This window comes from Faecalibacterium sp. Marseille-Q3530 (assembly GCF_017377625.1).
Taxonomy (GTDB): Bacteria; Bacillota; Clostridia; order Oscillospirales; family Ruminococcaceae; genus Faecalibacterium; species Faecalibacterium prausnitzii_E.
Map to the genome: position 1 here is coordinate 488,831 of NZ_JAFREH010000001.1, position 17,598 is coordinate 506,428.

17 protein-coding genes and 1 tRNA gene are annotated in these 17,598 nt (G+C 61.2%); 6 read left to right on the top strand and 12 right to left on the bottom strand.

The features are described 5' to 3' along the window. Window positions 1-168 precede the first annotated feature (168 nt). Window positions 169-651, bottom strand: a complete 483-nt coding sequence (gene ybaK / locus J3350_RS02185; RefSeq protein WP_207685529.1) for a Cys-tRNA(Pro) deacylase — start codon at window positions 649-651, stop codon at window positions 169-171. Between the two features lie 461 nt (window positions 652-1,112). Between ybaK and aroF the strand changes: the two genes are divergently transcribed. From aroF to J3350_RS02200, 3 genes are all read left to right on the top strand, one after another. Then, window positions 1,113-2,126, top strand: coding sequence for a 3-deoxy-7-phosphoheptulonate synthase (aroF, locus tag J3350_RS02190; protein ID WP_097792675.1), 1,014 nt, complete (start codon window positions 1,113-1,115; stop codon window positions 2,124-2,126). Window positions 2,127-2,217: 91 nt separating this feature from the next. Further along, window positions 2,218-2,640 (top strand): DUF3783 domain-containing protein, encoded by a 423-nt coding sequence (locus J3350_RS02195; RefSeq protein ID WP_097792676.1) that lies wholly within the window; start codon window positions 2,218-2,220, stop codon window positions 2,638-2,640. Beyond that, complete coding sequence (locus J3350_RS02200; protein ID WP_207685530.1) at window positions 2,637-3,731, top strand: FAD:protein FMN transferase; 1,095 nt, start codon at window positions 2,637-2,639, stop codon at window positions 3,729-3,731. The genes J3350_RS02195 and J3350_RS02200 overlap by 4 nt, the downstream gene beginning before the upstream one ends. 104 nt (window positions 3,732-3,835) lie before the next feature. Here J3350_RS02200 and J3350_RS02205 read toward each other — a convergent pair whose 3' ends face one another. Together J3350_RS02205 and J3350_RS02210 are read right to left on the bottom strand one after the other, a co-directional pair. Continuing rightward, window positions 3,836-4,762 carry an Ice-structuring protein gene (locus tag J3350_RS02205; RefSeq protein WP_207685531.1) on the bottom strand — a complete coding sequence of 309 codons (927 nt, stop codon included), beginning with the start codon at window positions 4,760-4,762 and terminating at the stop codon, window positions 3,836-3,838. A 111-nt stretch (window positions 4,763-4,873) separates the two neighbouring features. Next, window positions 4,874-5,215 (bottom strand): arsenate reductase family protein, encoded by a 342-nt coding sequence (locus tag J3350_RS02210; RefSeq protein WP_207685532.1) that lies wholly within the window; start codon window positions 5,213-5,215, stop codon window positions 4,874-4,876. 121 nt (window positions 5,216-5,336) lie between these two features. On the opposite strand from J3350_RS02210, the gene J3350_RS02215 reads away from it, so the two are divergent. The 3 genes from J3350_RS02215 to tsaD all read left to right on the top strand — a co-directional run bounded on the left by J3350_RS02215 (window position 5,337) and on the right by tsaD (window position 9,327). After that, window positions 5,337-5,525 (top strand): ferredoxin, encoded by a 189-nt coding sequence (locus J3350_RS02215; protein ID WP_097792680.1) that lies wholly within the window; start codon window positions 5,337-5,339, stop codon window positions 5,523-5,525. Between the two features lie 222 nt (window positions 5,526-5,747). After that, complete coding sequence (polA, locus tag J3350_RS02220) at window positions 5,748-8,315, top strand: DNA polymerase I (protein ID WP_207685533.1); 2,568 nt, start codon at window positions 5,748-5,750, stop codon at window positions 8,313-8,315. A 4-nt stretch (window positions 8,316-8,319) separates the two neighbouring features. Then, window positions 8,320-9,327 (top strand): tRNA (adenosine(37)-N6)-threonylcarbamoyltransferase complex transferase subunit TsaD, encoded by a 1,008-nt coding sequence (gene tsaD, locus J3350_RS02225; protein ID WP_097792682.1) that lies wholly within the window; start codon window positions 8,320-8,322, stop codon window positions 9,325-9,327. Between the two features lie 211 nt (window positions 9,328-9,538). Here tsaD and J3350_RS02230 read toward each other — a convergent pair. From J3350_RS02230 to J3350_RS02270, 9 genes are all read right to left on the bottom strand, one after another. Next, window positions 9,539-9,614: transfer RNA gene (locus tag J3350_RS02230), tRNA-Ala, on the bottom strand. A gap of 81 nt (window positions 9,615-9,695) precedes the next feature. After that, on the bottom strand, window positions 9,696-10,355 hold the full coding sequence (plsY, locus tag J3350_RS02235; RefSeq protein WP_207685534.1) for a glycerol-3-phosphate 1-O-acyltransferase PlsY: 660 nt from the start codon (window positions 10,353-10,355) through the stop codon (window positions 9,696-9,698). Window positions 10,356-10,370: 15 nt separating this feature from the next. Further along, the gene (der, locus tag J3350_RS02240; protein WP_097792690.1) at window positions 10,371-11,714 is read right to left on the bottom strand and encodes a ribosome biogenesis GTPase Der; all 1,344 of its coding nucleotides are present in this window, start codon (window positions 11,712-11,714) and stop codon (window positions 10,371-10,373) included. A 39-nt stretch (window positions 11,715-11,753) separates the two neighbouring features. Continuing rightward, window positions 11,754-13,082: a DUF512 domain-containing protein gene (locus J3350_RS02245; protein WP_207685535.1), complete on the bottom strand. Its 1,329-nt coding sequence runs from the start codon at window positions 13,080-13,082 to the stop codon at window positions 11,754-11,756. 224 nt (window positions 13,083-13,306) lie between these two features. Then, complete coding sequence (gene rpmF / locus J3350_RS02250) at window positions 13,307-13,486, bottom strand: 50S ribosomal protein L32 (protein ID WP_005920250.1); 180 nt, start codon at window positions 13,484-13,486, stop codon at window positions 13,307-13,309. Window positions 13,487-13,512: 26 nt separating this feature from the next. After that, the gene (locus tag J3350_RS02255; protein WP_207685536.1) at window positions 13,513-14,013 is read right to left on the bottom strand and encodes a DUF177 domain-containing protein; all 501 of its coding nucleotides are present in this window, start codon (window positions 14,011-14,013) and stop codon (window positions 13,513-13,515) included. 135 nt (window positions 14,014-14,148) lie between these two features. Beyond that, window positions 14,149-14,553 (bottom strand): ATP-binding protein, encoded by a 405-nt coding sequence (locus J3350_RS02260; protein WP_097792693.1) that lies wholly within the window; start codon window positions 14,551-14,553, stop codon window positions 14,149-14,151. Window positions 14,554-14,610: 57 nt separating this feature from the next. Then, window positions 14,611-15,942: a glucose-6-phosphate isomerase gene (locus tag J3350_RS02265; protein WP_207685537.1), complete on the bottom strand. Its 1,332-nt coding sequence runs from the start codon at window positions 15,940-15,942 to the stop codon at window positions 14,611-14,613. 223 nt (window positions 15,943-16,165) lie between these two features. Then, the gene (locus J3350_RS02270) at window positions 16,166-17,404 is read right to left on the bottom strand and encodes a D-alanyl-D-alanine carboxypeptidase family protein (protein ID WP_207685538.1); all 1,239 of its coding nucleotides are present in this window, start codon (window positions 17,402-17,404) and stop codon (window positions 16,166-16,168) included. Between the last annotated feature and the right edge of the window lie 194 nt (window positions 17,405-17,598).

Here is a 17,598-nt window from a genome sequence, read left to right on the forward strand (position 1 = left end):
CATCCTGCCGGAAGGCGGCGGGCTTCGCTGTTCAGGCTGGCAGCTGCTGCCAATGAGAACAAGGCCCTGCTGCGTGGGAGCCGTAAGGCGACAACGTGCAAACCTGCCCGGTCTGCCAATGGCTCCCCCTATGGGGGAGCTGCCGCCACAGGCGGCTGAGAGGGTTTCTCAAAAAATAATATGCGCCGTCGTGGCCCGTGCCGCCTTGATGAGGTCGGCCGGTGCGCAGCAGACCTGCGTACCGATGCGGCCGCCGGAGACATAGACCTTCTCCTGCGCGAGGACGCTCTCGTCGAACACGGTGGTGTACTGCTTTTTCATGCCCACCGGGCTGCAGCCGCCGCGCACATAGCCGGTGACTTTGTTGATGTCGGCCACATGGATCATGGCGACGCTCTTTTCGCCCACGCTGCGGGCCGCTGCCTTCAGGTCCAGCTCCGCCGCCACCGGGATGACAAAGACGAAATAATTCCGACTGGCCCCCTGCGTCACCAGTGTCTTGTACACGCAGGCCGGGTCCTCGCCCATGCTCTGGGCCACATGGATGCCGTCCACGGCCACGCCCTCCTCGTGGGGATACTCATGTGCCGTATAGGCCACCTTGGCCCGCTCCAGGATCCGCATCGCGTTGGTTTTTGCTTCTTTTCCCATAATCATGTTCTCCCTATAACATCCTTACCCTCTCAGTCGCCTATGGCGACAGCTCCCCCGACAGGGGAGCTTTTCAGCAGATCAGGCAAGAATCTTCTTATCGCCTATCGCCTTTGGCTCCCATGCAGTCGGGCCTTGTCCAAATCGGCAGCAGCAGCTTGCCTCTGTCGCGAAGCCCGGCACATTCTGAGATCCAAAGCTTTATTCGCCCCGCTCAAGCCTACCCGACCTGCCAAGGGCTCCCCCTTTGGGGGAGCTGGCGCGCAGCGCCTGAGAGGGTTCTGCTCTATTCTACCACTTTTCCCAAAAAATATCAAAAAGCCTCTTGACTTCAGGAAACTGAAGTGATATGATAAGCTCACGCTTCAGGAAACTGAAGTTTGATGAAACAAGCCGCGGCAACGGAGCCGGTCTCCTGTGCCGTTCCCAAAACCGTGTGAGAAGGTAAAGGAGACACCACCATGATCATCGTACTGAAACAGAACGCCCCCGACGCACAGGTCCACGAATTCTGCCGCGAGCTGGAGGGCATGGGCCTGCAGATCAACGACTCCAAGGGCAGCGACACCCACATCCTCGGCCTCATCGGCGATACCAAGGCCATTGCCGAGAGCTGGGTGCTGGCCAACCCCGTCGTCGAGACCTGCCGCCGCGTATCCGAGCCCTACAAGAAGGCCAACCGCAAGTTCCACCCGGACGACAGCATCATTGATGTGAACGGCGTGAAGATCGGCGGCGGCAATTTCGCAGTCATCGCAGGCCCGTGCAGCATTGAGAGCGAAGAGCAGATCACCTACTGCGCCCAGCGCGTGAAGGACGCCGGTGCTTCCCTGCTGCGCGGCGGCGCGTTCAAGCCCCGCACCTCTCCGTACTCCTTCCAGGGGATGCGGAGCGAAGGTCTGGACCTGCTCAAGCTGGCCCGCCGCGCCACCGGTGCCCCCATCGTCACCGAGATCATGAACACCGAGCATCTGCCCCTGTTTGAGAACGTGGACCTCATTCAGGTCGGTGCCCGCAACATGCAGAACTTTGAGCTGCTCAAGGCCGTGGGCCGCCAGAAAAAGCCCGTCCTGCTCAAGCGCGGCCTTGCCAACACGCTGGAAGAGTTCGTGATGAGCGCCGAGTACATCATGGCCGAGGGCAACGAGAACGTCATCCTCTGCGAGCGCGGCATCCGCACCTTTGAGACCAGTATGCGCAACACGCTGGACCTGGCCGGTGTGGTCATGCTCCACAAGATGACCCACCTGCCGGTCATCGTAGACCCCAGCCATGCCTGCGGCCACGCCTGGATGGTGCCGGAACTGGCCAAGGCTGCCGTAGCAGCCGGGGCCGACGGCCTGATGATCGAGGTCCACAACAACCCCGCCAAGGCCAAGTGCGACGGTGCCCAGAGCCTGACCCCCGACCAGTTCGATGAGCTGATGCAGTTCATCAACAAAGAGGTCGAGTTCTTCGGCAAAAAAATGAACTGAACGGTTTGAAAAAGCGCTCTTTTCGCAAGAGCGCTTTTTCTTTGCCCGGAATTGTGGTATACTAAGGTATCTTTTTGAAAGAGGTTTCTATATGAAAGCACATATCGCACGCAACCAGAACGCTGGCATCCCGCTGGCACTGGGCTGGAATCTGTCCGCCGCCGACCGCGGCATCCTGGAGGGCATGGCCCCTGCCTTTGGCATGAAGCTCCTCCTCGTCTCCCCCGCCGATGCAGGCAAGACCGTCGCCCAGCTGTTGGGTGAGGTGGAGACCAAAGCGCCCCGCACACTGGTGCTGGACCCGAATGCCTACCCGTCGGCCCTTGTCCTCGCCAACTTCAAGGACAAAGACGTGGACACCCTGCTCGACCTCATGAAGCAGGCTCAGGTGAATATCCCGCTCAAAGCCCTCGTGACCCCCTCCAACAAAAACTGGGTCTTCGGCGACCTGCTGGCCCATCTGCAGGAGGAGCACACCGCCTTCACCGCTGCAAAGGAGACCGCCCACGCATGAAACGCATCCTGTCTGTTTTCCTGTCTGCCGCGCTCTGCCTGAGCCTGCTGGTCGGCTGCGGCCGTGCCGCTTCGTCCGGCGCTTCCAGCACCGCCGACGGCCCGCAGCGCTACTCCACCGTGTTCTATGACGCCTTTGACACCGTGACCCAGGTCATCGCCTACTGCGACAGCGAGGAGGAGTTCGCCGCTCAGATGGACGCACTTCACGCCGACCTGCTGGAATACCACAAGCTCTACGACATCTACAACGACTACGACGGCATCACCAACATCAAGACCATCAACGACAACGCTGGCCTTGCCCCCGTGACCGTGGACGACAAGATCCTGGGGATGCTGGAGCTGGCCCAGACCATGTACGACACCACCGACGGCAAGCTGAACATCGCCATGGGCAGTGTGCTCAACATCTGGCACAATTACCGCGAAGCTGCCCTCGCCGACACCGACGACAGCAACAACCAGCTGCCCACGCAGGACGAGCTGGATGCCGCCGCCCAGCACTGCGACATCCATGACCTCGTCATCGACGATGACGCCCGAACGGTCTTTCTGACCGACCCGGAGATGTCTCTGGATGTGGGCAGCGTGGGCAAAGGCTACGCCGTGGAGATGGTCGCTCAGGCTGCCGAGGCCCGCGGCCTGACCAGCGCTCTCATCAGCGTGGGCGGCAACCTGCGGGCCATCGGCACCAAGCCCGACGGCTCCCAGTGGGTCGGCGGTGTGGAAGACCCGTGGAACGCTTCGGACGTCTACACTGGCAGCTCCTCCTCGGTGGCCGCTGTCAAAATGAGTGACCTCTCCCTCGTCACCAGCGGCGACTATCAGCGCTACTATCTTGTCGATGGTGTGCGCTACCACCACCTCATCGACCCTGCCACCCTTTGGCCCGCCGCTTACTTTGACGGCGTGAGTGTGCTGGCCCCCGATTCCGGCGTCGCCGACTGCCTGACCACCGGCCTGTTCTGCATGCCGCTGGAAGAAGGCCAGGCCATCGTCGAGAGTCTCGACGGTGTCGAAGCTCTCTGGTGCACCACCGATGGGCAGATCGTCAAGTCCAGCGGATGGGATGAAAAGGCCAACGGATGAGGCTTTGGTCTGCTGAGATTTTCGAAAAATAAACAACACCCCCGGCCTGAGACGTTTGCCGCGTCCCGGACCGGGGGTGTTGTTCTCTCATTCAGTTTTGGTGCTTACCCTGCCGCGCTCTGCGATGCTGCTTCACTGGCGGCGGCACTGCCGGCATCGGCTGCGCTGCTCTCGGCGGCGGTGCTGTCAGCCGGCTCCGAAGCGGGGGCTGCTTCCCCGGAAGCTGCTTCGCTGGCAGCAGCGGAGTCGCCCGCTGTGGCGAGGATGGCGTCCTGCACCTCGCTGTCCGCCAGCGGCATCGGCTCGGCGGCAGCCGACGACGCGGTGCTTTCGGGCTTAGTCTCGCTGTCGGTCAGGCCGGTCAGATACCAACTGCCGCTCTGGCGGCTGAACAGATAGTCCATATACTTGGTGGGCGTATCGGAGGCTGCGTTCAGGATGCTGTCATCCGCGCTCTGGGTGGGGATATAGCCCACCGTGACATGGAGCAGACCGTCCTTCTTGAACAGCCGGGTGACGGTGGCGCGGTAGGTGCCCACGCTGCCCGTGACCGGGATCTTGTAGCACTGGGTCGTCTCGTCAAATTCGACGGTCATATCATCCATCTCAAAGCTCTTGTGGGTCATCTTGAAGCTGGGGCCCACGAGCTTGGCCAGATAGGCGTCCACATCCACCGAGGGAAGCAACAGCTGCTCGGTGTCGGGGTCGGTGTTGTAGTTGTCGAAGCCGCCCTGGGTCTCCTGGATGCTGTACACACAGCCCCAAACCGCAGCTTCGCGCAGGGTCAGGTCGTCGATGTTCTCGATGCCGTCAAAGGGAACAGGGTCGAACAGGACCAGACCTTCGAGCTTGTCCTCATATTCCTGCCGCTGCTGGGTATCGTCGAACAGGTTTGCCACGGTGCGCACACCGGCGCGCACTACGGTCACGGCACCCACCAGCACCAGCACCGCCACCAGCAGGCCCAGTGCCTGCCGGGCGCGGCGGCGGTGGAGCCGGGCGTGTTCTTCCGGGGTCATATAGGTTTTCATATTCTATTCGTCTCCTAATTGGATATCGTAGGGGCCACACTGTGTTTTAGTATACCACGATTCGCCCCAAAGTGCAAAATCCAGCGCGTGGATTTTTTGTGAAAGCGCGTGTTATTCCCAGCTCTTCCAGACATCGGGCTGATAGCCCACGGTGGCCTGCCGCCCGTTGCGGACGATGGGCGTTTTGAACAGCTGCTGGTTCTCGAACAGCTTGTCCTCCTTCTGCCAGTCCACCAGAGCGTCCAGCAGCGCAAGGGTCTGTTTGTCCTTCGCCGCCGGGTCCACCAGCTTTTCCCAGCCGCCCAGCGCGCGGGCCACGTTCTCAAATTCGCCCCGGCTCATGCCTTTTTCCTTCAGGTCGATCATCTGGAACCGGACGCCCCGCTCCTTGAAATAGCGCTGGGCCTTTTTGGTATCGAAGCACTTGTTCGTGCCGAAGATCTGAATGTTCATCGTTTCATCCTCCCGGAAAGTCTCAGCCTATTGTACCATACTTGCACCGAAAAGCATAGGGATATTTCCACGCCCCGGCGGGAAAACTAGCAGCATCCCAAATTGGAAGGAGGAGCATTCCATGAAAGCATTCGTTGACCCGGACCTCTGCATCGGCTGCACCCAGTGTGCAGGGCTCTGCCCGGAGGTATTCACGATGGAGGGCACCCTGGCCGTGGCCCTTCTGGGTGAGATCCCCGCCGAGGCAGTGCCCCAGGCTGTGGACGCTGCCCAGACCTGCCCGGTGAGCGCGATCCGGATCGAGGCGTGAGGCGAAAACTCCCCCAGTCACGACTGCGCTGTGCCAGCCCCCTCAGTGAGGGGGCCTTCGCGTGGCGGTCTGCTGCAAATGCCTCCCTCTTAGAGGGAGGTGGCATCGCGCAAGCGATGACGAAGGGAGTTCTACATCAAAAATTTTCAAAAAATCCTCCGATATCCTCTGCTTTGTGCTATACTATAGAATGTGAAATTATGTTAAGGAGGATCAAAGCCTATGCGTTTACTGGTCATTGACGGCAACAGCATCGCGAACCGTGCCTTTTTCGGCATCAAGCTGCTGACCACCAAGGACGGCCGCTATACCAACGCCATTTATGGTTTTCTGAATATCCTGCTCTCCCTGCTCAAGGAGTGCGACCCGGACGAGGTCGCCGTCGCGTTCGACCTCAAAGCCCCCACCTTCCGCCACAAGATGTACGATGGCTACAAGGCCACCCGCCATGGGATGCCCGAAGAGCTGGCACAGCAGATGCCGGTGCTGAAGGAGCTGCTGGCCGACCTGGGCTACCGGGAAGTGACGGCCGAGGGCTGGGAGGCCGATGACATCCTGGGCACCCTGGCCGCAGCCTGCGACGCCCGCAAGGACGACTGCTTTCTGGCCACCGGAGACCGCGACAGCCTGCAGCTGGTGAGCGAAAGCACCACGGTCCTTCTGGCCACTACCGCCATGGGCCGCAGCAAGACCGTGGCCATGGATGTGGCCACCATTGAGGAAAAATACGGCATCCAGCCCCGGCAGCTTATCGAGGTGAAGAGCCTGATGGGCGACACGTCCGACAACATCCCCGGTGTGCGGGGCATCGGCGAAAAGACCGCTCTCGCGCTGGTGCAGAAGTTCGGCACACTGGAAAACGTGTATGCCAATATCGACGACAAGGTCATCAAGCCCAAGCAGCGGGAGCACCTGCTGGAATGCAAGGCCGATGCCGAGCTGAGCCATCTGCTGGGCACCATCCGCACCGATGCGCCCATCGACACCGCCGAGGGCGCTTACAAGGTGGGCGAGGGCAACAAGGCCGCTGCCGTGAAGCTCCTGCAGGAGTTGGAGATCCACTCCCTCATCCCCCGGTTCGGGCTGGACGGCGTCGCCCCGGCAGCCGACCCGGAGACGCTGCCCGCCGTGGAGGGCACCGTAGACGTCCTGCCCCTGACGCCGTCCGGGCATTACTTGCTGGCCGCGCGGCCTGCAGTGACCGGCAAGCAGGGCACGAAAAACGTCGTGCTTCAGCCGGAAGCCTGGTATGCCGTGCAGGACACCACCGTCTATCCCCTGTCGGACGACGCGCTGGTCCGCCTGCTGGACGACCCCGCCGTGACGCTGGACGTCTTCGACTCCGCCCCGCTCTACGCGCTGGCCATGGCCCACGGCGGCTGGGGCAGCAGCATCGTGTGGGACGGCAAGCTGGCCGCCTACCTGCTGGACGCCTCGGCTTCGAAGTATCAGGTCTCCGAGCTGCTGACAAGCTACAAGGCACAGGCCGCATTCACCTGTGAGGCCTGGCCCGATGCCGGTTCGCTGGCCGACCTCTTTGCCCGGATGAAGGCTGAGATCACCGCGCGGGACGAGGACGCGCTGTACAATGACATCGAGTTCCCGCTGGCCCAGGTGCTGGCCGACATGACCCGCACCGGCATCCTGGTGGACCGGGACGGCATTGAGGCGTTCGGCCTGCGGATGCGCAGCGAACTTTCGGAGGTACTGGCCCGCATCCAGATGGAGACCGGCAGCACCAGCTTCAACCCCAACAGTCCCAAGCAGCTGGGCGAGATGCTCTTCGATACCATGGGTCTGCCCCACGGCAAAAAGACCCAGCGCGGCTGGTCTACCGACGCCGAGACGCTGGAGTCCCTGCGGGATTACCCGCTGGTCGAGGACATTTTGCAGTACCGTGCCTACCAGAAACTGAATTCCACCTACGTGGAGGGCCTGCTGAAGGTCATCGCGGAGGATGGCCGCATCCACACCCGCTTCAACCAGACCGAAGCCCGCACCGGCCGTCTCTCCTCCGACAACCCCAACCTGCAGAACATCCCCATCCGCACCGAGCTGGGCAGCCAGCTGCGGGCCTACTTCATCGCAAAGCCCGGCTGTGTGCTGGTGGATGCCGATTACAGCCAGATCGAGCTGCGCATCCTCGCCCACATCACCGGTGACGAACACATGCAGCAGGCCTTCCGCAGCGGAGAGGATATCCACCGCTCCACCGCCGCCAAGATCTACAACCTGCCGTTGGAGGCCGTCACGCCCCGCATCCGCTCTTCGGCCAAGGCCATCAACTTCGGCATCATGTACGGCAAGGGCGCTTACAGCCTCTCGAAGGACATCGGCGTCTCCGTCAAAGAGGCGGACGCCTTCCTCAAAAATTATCTGGCCGCGTTCCCCAAGGTGAGCGGCTACATGGATAAGACCATCGCCGACGCGCGGGCGTGCGGCTACGTCTCCACCCTGTTCGGACGCCGCCGCGCCCTGCCGGAGCTGACCAGTGCCAACCGGAACATCCGGGCCAGCGGCGAGCGGATGGCCCGCAACACACCCATTCAGGGCACAGCTGCCGACGTCATCAAGCTGGCCATGGTGCGGGTCTGGCGGCGTCTGCGGGACGAAAAGATGGAGAGCCGTCTCATCCTGACCGTCCACGATGAACTCATCGTGGAGGCACCGGAGGCCGAGGCCGAAAAGGCCGCCGCCATCCTGCGGGAAGAGATGGAAGGCTGTGTGCAGTACGCCGTGCCCCTGAGCACCGACGTGCACACCGGCAAAAACTGGCTGGAGGCCCATTGATACTATGATTGTTTTAGGAATCGAATCCACCTGCGACGAGACCGCCGCAGCCCTGGTGGAGGATGGCCGGCACCTGCTGAGCAACGTCATCTCCACCAGCGTAAAAGAACAGGCGCTGTATGGCGGCGTCGTGCCGGAGATCGCCAGCCGCCGCCACTGCGAGTTCATCAGCGCCACCGTGAAAAAGGCCCTGCTGGATGCCGGCAAGACCATCGACGATGTGGACGCCGTGGCCGTCACCTTTGCGCCCGGCCTCATCGGGGCCGTGCTCGTGGGCGTGAACTTCGCCAAAGGGCTGGCCTACTCGGCCAACAAGCCGCTGGTACCGGTGCATCATCTGCGCGGCCACATCGCGGCGCTCTACCTCACCCATCCGGAACTCAAGCCGCCCTTCCTCTGCCTGGTGGCCTCCGGCGGCCACAGCCACATCGTGGAAGTGCAGGACTACACCCACTACCACATCCTCGGCCACACCGTGGACGATGCGGCGGGCGAAGCCTTTGACAAGGTGGCGCGAACACTGGGTCTGCCCTACCCCGGCGGGCCGAGCGTTGCCAACGCCGCCAAGACCGGCGACCCCAAGGCCTACCGCCTGCCGGTGCCCCATGTGGACGGCAAATACAACGTCAGCTTCTCCGGCCTGAAGACCGCTGTGCTGAACGAGGTGAACAAGGCCCAGATGAAGGGCGAGGAAGTCAACGTACCCGACCTTGCCGCCAGCTTTCAGGAGCGCATCGCAGGCATCCTGGCCGAAAAACTGCTCCTGGCCGCAGCCGACACCGGGGCGAAGCAGGTCTGCCTGGCGGGCGGCGTCGCAGCCAATGGCCGGCTGCGCCAGCTCGTCAACGACGGCGCACAGAAGCTGGGTGCCAAAGTCTACCTGCCGGAGCTCAAGTTCTGCGGCGACAACGGCGCAATGATCGCCGCCCAGGGCTACTATCAGTACATCGCCGGGCACACCGCCGGGCTGGAGCTCAACGGCCTGCCCACCCTGCCCATTGACTACGAATAATATCGTCCAAAAAACGAAAAGAGAGGCGTTTCCGTCTGTGCTGTATCCAGACGAAGATGCCTCTCTTTTGTTGCATAGCGCGAAATCGCGGGGGCGTAACTCGACCGCCTGCAAAAGCCTGAAAACGGTGCAGGCGAAGCAATGCAGCCCCCAAAAATCGGCTTCGGCAAAAAGAAAAGCACCATACTTCCTACGAAGTACAGTGCTTTTTTGGTGGAGAATAGCGGGATCGAACCGCTGACCTCTTGCATGCCATGCAAGCGCTCTCCCAGCTGAGCTAATCCCCCACATGTTTGGTTTCGTGTCTTGCGACGTGAGTTATTATACCAGCAATGGAGAGATTTGTCAACTTCTTTTTTCAAGTTTTTTTATTTTTTGTGTTTCCGGCCGAAGCGGTACTCCTGCCCTGCGCGGATGCGCTGGATGTTGGCACGGTGCATATAGATGACCATGCCGCCCATGATGGCCGCACCGGCCACGCAGACGACGAGGTCGCCCACGGCCAGCCCCCTGAGCAGGCCGTAGAGGAGGGTCAGCACCGGGTAGGAGGCGGCCATGACGATGCTGCCCAGCGAAACCATGCCGGTGGGCAGCAGGCAGAGCAGGAAGATCGCCGCCAGAAAGGGCAGCAGAATGGGCTGGATGGCCAGAATGGCACCGCCCGCCACCAGCACACCCTTGCCGCCCTTGAAGCCAAAGTAGAGAGGCTTCAGGTGGCCGACCACGGCCAGGATGGCGGTCAGATAAACGCCGAGGTAGGGCGAAACGGCTGCGTTTTCGGGCAGGAAGCCAAACAGCCACCGGCCGATGCAGACCGCCGCCACGCCCTTGAGCACATCTCCCGCAGCGGTCAGAGCTGCGGCTTTTTTGCCAAAGGTGCGCAGCATATTGGTCATGCCGGCGGCACCGCTGCCGTAGTTGCGGACGTCATCGTGGTAGAGGTACTTACTGACCAGGATGCCGGTGTCGATGCTGCCCAGCAGGTATGCCTGCGCCGCAGCAGCGAGGACGATCAGGATCGTCATCATCAACAGTCTGCCCCCTTACACATCTTTTGCACCGACCGAGCCGGTGCCGCGCTCGCGGATGACCAGCCGGATGGGCGTGTGCTCCAGACCAAAGTTCTCGCGGATCTGGTTGATGAGGTAGCGCTGATAGCTGAAGTGGAACAGCTGCTTGGAGTTGACGAAGGCCACGAACGTCGGCGGACGGGTGGAGGCCTGGGTCAGATAGAAGATCTTCAGGCGGCGGCCCTTGTCGCTGGGCGGCTGCATCCGGGCGGTGGCGCGGGCCAGCATCTCGTTCAACACGCCGGTGGGCACGCGGGCACCGTTCTGGGCGTCCACATCGCGGATGAGCTGCATCAGCTTGTTGACGTTATAGCCCGTCTGTGCGGAGATGAAGATGATCGGAGCATAGCCCATGAAGCTGAAGCACTCGGCATAGCCGCGGCGCTGGAGCTCCATGGTGTTGGTCTCCTTGCCCTCCACGGCGTCCCACTTGTTGACGACGATGATGCAGGCCTTGCCCTGATCGTGGGCGTAACCGGCCACCTTGCTGTCCTGCTCAGTGAAGCCGACGGTGGCGTCCACGAGGATGAGGGCCACGCGGCTGCGCTCAACGGCTGCCAGCGCGCGCACGACCATATACCGTTCCAGTCCGTCGGTGATGTTGCTGCGCTTGCGCAGACCGGCGGTGTCGGTGAAGATGAACTTGCCGTAGGCGTTGTCCACAGGGGTGTCGATGGCGTCGCGGGTAGTGCCGGCCTCGTTGGCCACGATCATCCGGTTCTCGCCCAGGATGCGGTTGGTCAGGCTGGACTTGCCCACGTTGGGGCGGCCAATGATGGCGACCGGGATGCGGTCCTCCTCCACCACGGTCTCGCTGAAATCCAGATGGGCGCAGACGGCATCCAGCAGGTCGCCGGTGCCGTGGCCGTGGACGGACGAGATGGGCATGACTTCCTCAAAACCCAGGTTGTAGAACTCGTACAGCTCCATGGGAGCCTCGCCGACATTGTCGCACTTGTTGACGGCCAGGATGACCGGCTTGTGGCTGCGGCGGAGCATGTGGGCCACGTCCTCGTCGGCGGCGGTCAGGCCGTTGCGGACATCCACCACCATGATGATGCAGTCGGCGGTGTCGATGGCGATCTGTGCCTGCTCCCGCATGTGGGCCAGGATGCCCTCGGTGGCCTTCGGCTCGATGCCGCCGGTGTCCACCAGCAGGAAATCGTGGCCGTTCCACTCGCAGTTGGCAAAGATGCGGTCGCGGGTGATGCCGGGGGTATCCTCGACGATGGCCAGACGCTGGCCGCACAGTTTATTGAACAGGGTGGATTTGCCCACGTTGGGGCGGCCCACGACTGCTACGATCGGTTTGCTCATGGGGGTTCCTCCTTTCAGAGTAGTCTCTTATCTCTTATCTCAATGTCTTCTTCTCGAAATATGCAGGCCGCTGCGGAGCAGGGCGCGGGCTTCGTCGCCGCCGCTGACGGGCAGCACCTCTACCTTGACGCCCAGCCGCTCGCCCAGCTGCGCAATGGTCACATCGTCCAGGAAGGTATCCTTCTCTTCCCGCAGCATGACGGCCGGGATGCCCAGCGTCCCGCTCTTCAGGCGGCCCTCGCACTGGGCGATGATGTCGGTGGCCGTCACAAGACCGGCCACGCCGACATTGCCGCCAAAGAACTTGTTCTGGATGGTGTGGACCGTGACCTCGATCATCGGGTACTGGCGGTGAAGCTCGTCCATCATCTCACAGATGAGGGGGGATGCCATGGTGCCCGTGACCACATCCAGCTGCTTGGTGCCGTAGATGCGGTGAGGCTTTTCCAGCTCGGCCAGAAACTCTTCGCGGAACAGGCTCATCATGCCCACGCCGTTTTCCAGCTGGTCGTAGTCTTCATAGAACTCCGGCGGCGGGATGGGCCGCCCTGCCTTGAGATACCACTCGTCGCTGGGGTAGATGATCCGCTTGCCGTGGCGGCGCTTGCACTCGTCGCCGAACGCTTCCAGAATGTCGATGACAGCAGCGCTCGTCTCGGCGTCGTAGGGCACCTGCGGGTAGAGGTTCTTGCGGTAGTCCGTCACGCCGCAGGGCACGGCGGCTATGCTCTGCACCATGGGGGTCAGTTCCAGCAAGTCGGTCAGGGTGCGGCGCAGCTCGTCGCCGTCGTTGATGCCCCGGCAGAGCACCAGCTGGCAGTTGATGGCGATGCCGCCCTGCACCAGGCGGGGCAGGTATTGAAGCACCTCGCCGCCGCGCCGGTTGGCCAGCATCCGGACGCGGAGCTGGGGGTTGGTGGTGTGGACCGAAATGTTGATCGGCGAGATATGCATCTTGATGATGCGGTCGATCTCATGGTCCTGCATGTTCGTCATGGTGATATAGTTGCCGAACAGAAAGGACAGGCGCTCGTCGTCGTCCTTGAAGTAAAGGCTCTCGCGCATACCGGGGGGCATCTGGTCGATGAAGCAGAACATGCAGTGGTTGGAGCAGGTGTGCTTCTCGTCGCCGAGGTAGGTGTGGAAATCGCAGCCAAAGGGGCCGCGCTCCTCCCGGCTGACATCCCATTCCCGGATGCCGTCCGCCACCTTTGCCTTCAGGTGAAAGCTCCTGCTGTCGGTATAAAAATCATAGTCCAGCGTGTCATTCAGTTCATTGTCGTCCACGCTCAGCAGCTCGTCGCCGGGCTGCAGGCCCAGCGCCTGGGCTTCGCTCCCCTCTTCAACGCGCTCGATCTTGATCGCCATTCCGCTTCACCTGCCTTTTCTGCTTCCGGCCAAACGACCGAATCACAAATTTTCCGTACGTTCGTCTCAATTCAGTTCCATCAGACTTCATCCGACTGCCAATGGCTCCCACTTTGGGGGAGCTGGCGCGAAGCGACTGAGAGGGTTGGACAAAAGAAGAAGGGGAAGGCATTGCGCCATCCCCTTCTCAACATAACACCAATGTGCCACCAATTTTGCGCAAATTAGGCCTTCTTGATGACTTCCTCGCCCTTGTAGTAACCGCAGTTGCCACATGCCTGGTGGGGGAGCTTCAGAGAGCCACAGTTGCTGCACTTGACCAGTGCAGGGGCCTCCAGCTTCCAAACATTGCTGCGACGCTTGTCGCGGCGGGCCTTGGAAAGATGTCTCTTAGGTACTGCCATATTTTTGCACCTCCTTGATGGGTTTCTCAGTTCAGCAGTGATTTGAGGATCGCGAGCCTTGCGTCAGCGGGAGCGGTCTCCTCTTCCTCTGGCGGGCAGACACACTCTGCCTTCTTCTTGCCGCAGCGAGGGCATAACCCCGCGCAGTCCGGGCTGCACAGCAGCACCGTCGGGATCTGGAACAGGAACTCCTGGGCCAGCCATTCGTCCACATCCAGATGGCCTTTTTCGTCCAGCGGAAGATCGAAATCCGGGTCGTCCAGATCTCGCTCCTTTGCCGTCCACTCCGCTTCGACCGCCTCTTCCCGTTCGACCGGGTCCAGGCAGCGGGCGCACTCTCCGTGCACCAATGCTTTTGCCCGCAGTGTCATCCGGACTTCGTCGCCGTCCGTTTCTGCATCAAAGCAGGCGGTCACAGGCTGTTCGATCCTTGCGCCGGCAAAATTCCTGGCAGACAAATCACAGGGAAACTCTGCGTGGTAGGGCTTCGTGCCGGTCGCGATAAACTTTCTCAGGTCAAATTGCATAGTACACCTCATAAAAGGCTGCTTTGTTAGTATAGCGCCAAAGCGTTCCTTTGTCAACACCAAAACAGGCAGAAAACCGAAAAAATTTCAAATTTTCCGGTTTCCTGCCCGCTTGGATGGTTTCCGTTCAGAAAATCACAGGTACTTCTTGACGTTGTGGGGCAGCTCAGCTTCGTCTGCGCTGACGGTGACGACGACGCGGACGGAATCACCGGCGATGGCAGCGATCTCGTCCAGCACCACGCCCAGGCGGTTGATGTCGTGGTTCAGCACCTTCAGGATGCCGTCGATGTACAGATCGGTGATATCGTAGTTGCTTGCCATCAGGCCTGCGACAAAACCATACAGCATCTCGCCGCCGGAGACCTTGTACTCGTCCAGATCGATCAGGCGAGCAGCAGGAGCGATGTCATAGGTGAGCTTCATGCCCTTTTCGACAACGACGACGTTGCCCTTGGAGGTCTTGACCGAATCATTGATCATGTCGATCATTGCTTTGGTCTTACCGGAGCCCTTCGCACCAACAATCAGTTTAATCATAGTTCTGTCCTCCTGTATTTTCCACGCCTTGCGGCGGGAGATCATTTATTTTCCAGCTTACTTCAGCTTTGCTTCCAGCTCGGCGGTCAGGTTCTCGTAACCCGGCTTGCCCAGCAGTGCGAACATGTTCTTCTTGTAGCTCTCAACACCCGGCTGGTTGAAGGGGTTGACACTCAGCAGGTAGCCGCTGCAGGCGCAGGCACGCCAGAAGAAGTAGATCAGATAACCCACATTATAAGCAGTCAGGTCATCCACCTCGATCACGACCTCCGGCACACCGCCGTCGGTGTGGGCAAGGATGGTGCCTTCCATCGCCTTGTGGTTGACCACGCTCATGTTCTGGTCGGCCAGGAAGTTCAGGCCGTCGAAGTTGCCCTCCAGCTTCTCGATGAAGAGATCCTGTGCAGGCTTTTTGACATCGACGATGGTCTCAAACATGAGGCGGGCACCCTCCTGGATGAACTGACCCATGGAGTGCAGGTCGGTGGAGAAGATGCAGCTTGCGGGGAACAGGCCCTTGTTGTCCTTGCCTTCGCTCTCGCCGAACAGCTGCTTGTACCACTCGTTCATCAGGGTGAAGTTCGGCTCATAGCACTCCAGGATCTCCACAGCCTTGCCCTTGCGGTACAGGATGTTGCGGATGGCGGCGTACTTGTAAGCGTCGTTGTCCTCGCCCAGGACGGAGAAGCGCTCCATGGCGTCGGCAGCGCCCTTCATCAGCTCGTCGATGTCGATCCCGGCAGCGGCGATGGGCAGCAGGCCCACAGCGGAAAGGACGGAGTAGCGGCCGCCGACGTCGTCGGGGACGACGAAGGTGGGCCAGCCCTGTGCGTCCGCCAGCTGCTTCAGGGTGCCCTTGGCGCGATCGGTGGTGGCATAGATGCGCTTGTTGGCCTCTTCCACGCCCATCTCGTCTTCCAGCAGCTTGCGCAGCACACGGAAGGCCAGGCTGGTCTCGGTGGTGGTGCCGGACTTGGAGATGACGTTGATGGAGAACTTCTTCCCCTTGCACAGAGCGATGATATCGTTCAGGTAGGTGGGGCTGATGCTGTTGCCGCAGAAGTAGATCTTCAGGCCGTTCTCGATCTCGTTGTGGTACAGGCCCTTGACGGCCTCGATCACAGCGCGGGCACCCAGATAGCTGCCGCCGATGCCGGCCACGACCAGCACTTCGGAGTCCTCACGGATCTTCTGCGCTGCTTCCTTGATGCGGGCGAACTCTTCCTTGTCGTAATCGCGGGGCAGATACATCCAGCCCAGGAAGTCATTGCCGGGGCCATTCTTGGCTTCCAGCTGCCGGTGTGCGGCCTCCACCTGGGGGTAGATGGCCTTGTATTCCTCTTCGTTGATAAAACCGGAGAGGTGCTTTGTATTCAGAACGACACTCATTCTCTCAGAACCTCCAAACATTTTGCCGGGCACGTTGCCCTGCGAGGGTTTATCTTGGTATAAGTGTACCGTTCCAACGCCGCAAAGTCAAGGCCAAAATCTCAGGATTTCATACAATTTTAATAGTGTTCTTTTGGTCGTCCCGACATCTTTTGTTCAGCCCCGCCAAACCCGATTTGCCGAAGCGAACCGCTTTTGGGCGCTGTTGTGTTTCTTTTGCGCTTCATGCGCCCAGCAGGCTCTGCCACAGCAGCTCCATTGCGCCGCCAAAGGTCAGCCGCGGCGCATCCGCAGCAGACTTCACCTCGGCCTCGGCCAGCAGTGTTTCGCCTGCATAAACTGCGGCCGTGCCCACCGTCTGCCCCCGCTCCACGGGCGCTTCCAGTGTTTCGGGCAGGGTCAGCTCGGTGCGCAGGTCGGCCCCGGCCCCCTTTTCCAGCAGCACGGTCTGGGGCAGGGCGCTGTAATCCAGCGGCACCGTCTGTTCCGTGCTTCCCTTTACGGTCAGCTCCAGCGGGCGGTCCGGCAGCTGCGGCACCGGAACGGCCGCATAGGCTGCGAACCCATAGTCCAGCAGGGCCGTCGCGGCCTGGAACCGCTCGGCGCTGGACGGCGCACCCAGGATGACCGCGATGAGGGTCAGCCCGTCCCGCGTGGCGCTGGCCGAGATGCAGACCCCTGCCCCGCCGGTGGTGCCGGTCTTGAGCCCGGTGATGCCGCTGTACCGCTTGAGCAGCTTGTTCGTGTTCACAAGCTGGGTCTGGCCGTTGCGCAGGCTGTCGGTCCAGATCCCCGTATAATGCAGGATCTCCGGGCAGGTGTTCAGGATGTAGCAGCTCAGCGCCGCCACATCCCGCGCGGTGGAAAGATGCCCCTCGGCGTCCAGCCCGCAGGCGTTCCGGAACGAGGTATTTTGCAGCCCTAGTTCAGCGGCGCGGGCGTTCATCTGTTCCACAAAGACCGGTTCGCTCCCGCCCACCAGTTCCGCCACGGCCACCGCAGCGTCGTTGGCAGAGGAAACGCAGATGGCCCGCAGCATCTCATCCAGCGTGAACTGCTCCCCCGGTTCGAGCCAGATCTGGCTCCCGCCCATGTGGTAGGCATGTTCGCTGACCGGCACCGGCGTGTCCAGCGTGAGTTTTCCACCGTGGACGGCTTCAAAGGTGAGAAGCAGGGTCATCAGCTTGGTGATGGACGCGATGGGCACCCGCTCGTCGGCGTTCTTCTCATAGAGCACCCGGCCGCTCGCCGGTTCGATGAGGACGGCGGCGCGGCAGGGCAGCGACAGACTGTCTGCCGGGGCGGCGGTCTGTGCAGCCGGGGCATCCGCCGCAGCGGCCTGTGCCGGGGCTTCCGTTTTCACCGCCCGCAGCCCCGCGCCCTGCGCCGACCCGAACGCCAGCGCAAACAGCCAGAAACAGAGCACCCCCGCACAGAGCAGGGCCAGATTTTTCCGTTCCATTCCTCGTACCTCCCCGCAGTAAACTCTCTGGTTGCATTCTATGCAAAAAATTCGGGTGGGATGCTCTTTTCTCACGGGGAAAAATCTGCTATAATTAGATGGTTTCTGTTATTTGCAAATGAACTCACCCTCTCAGTCAAAGCCTGTCGGCTTTGACAGCTCTCCCGAAGGGAGAGCCATTGGCAGGCCGGTTT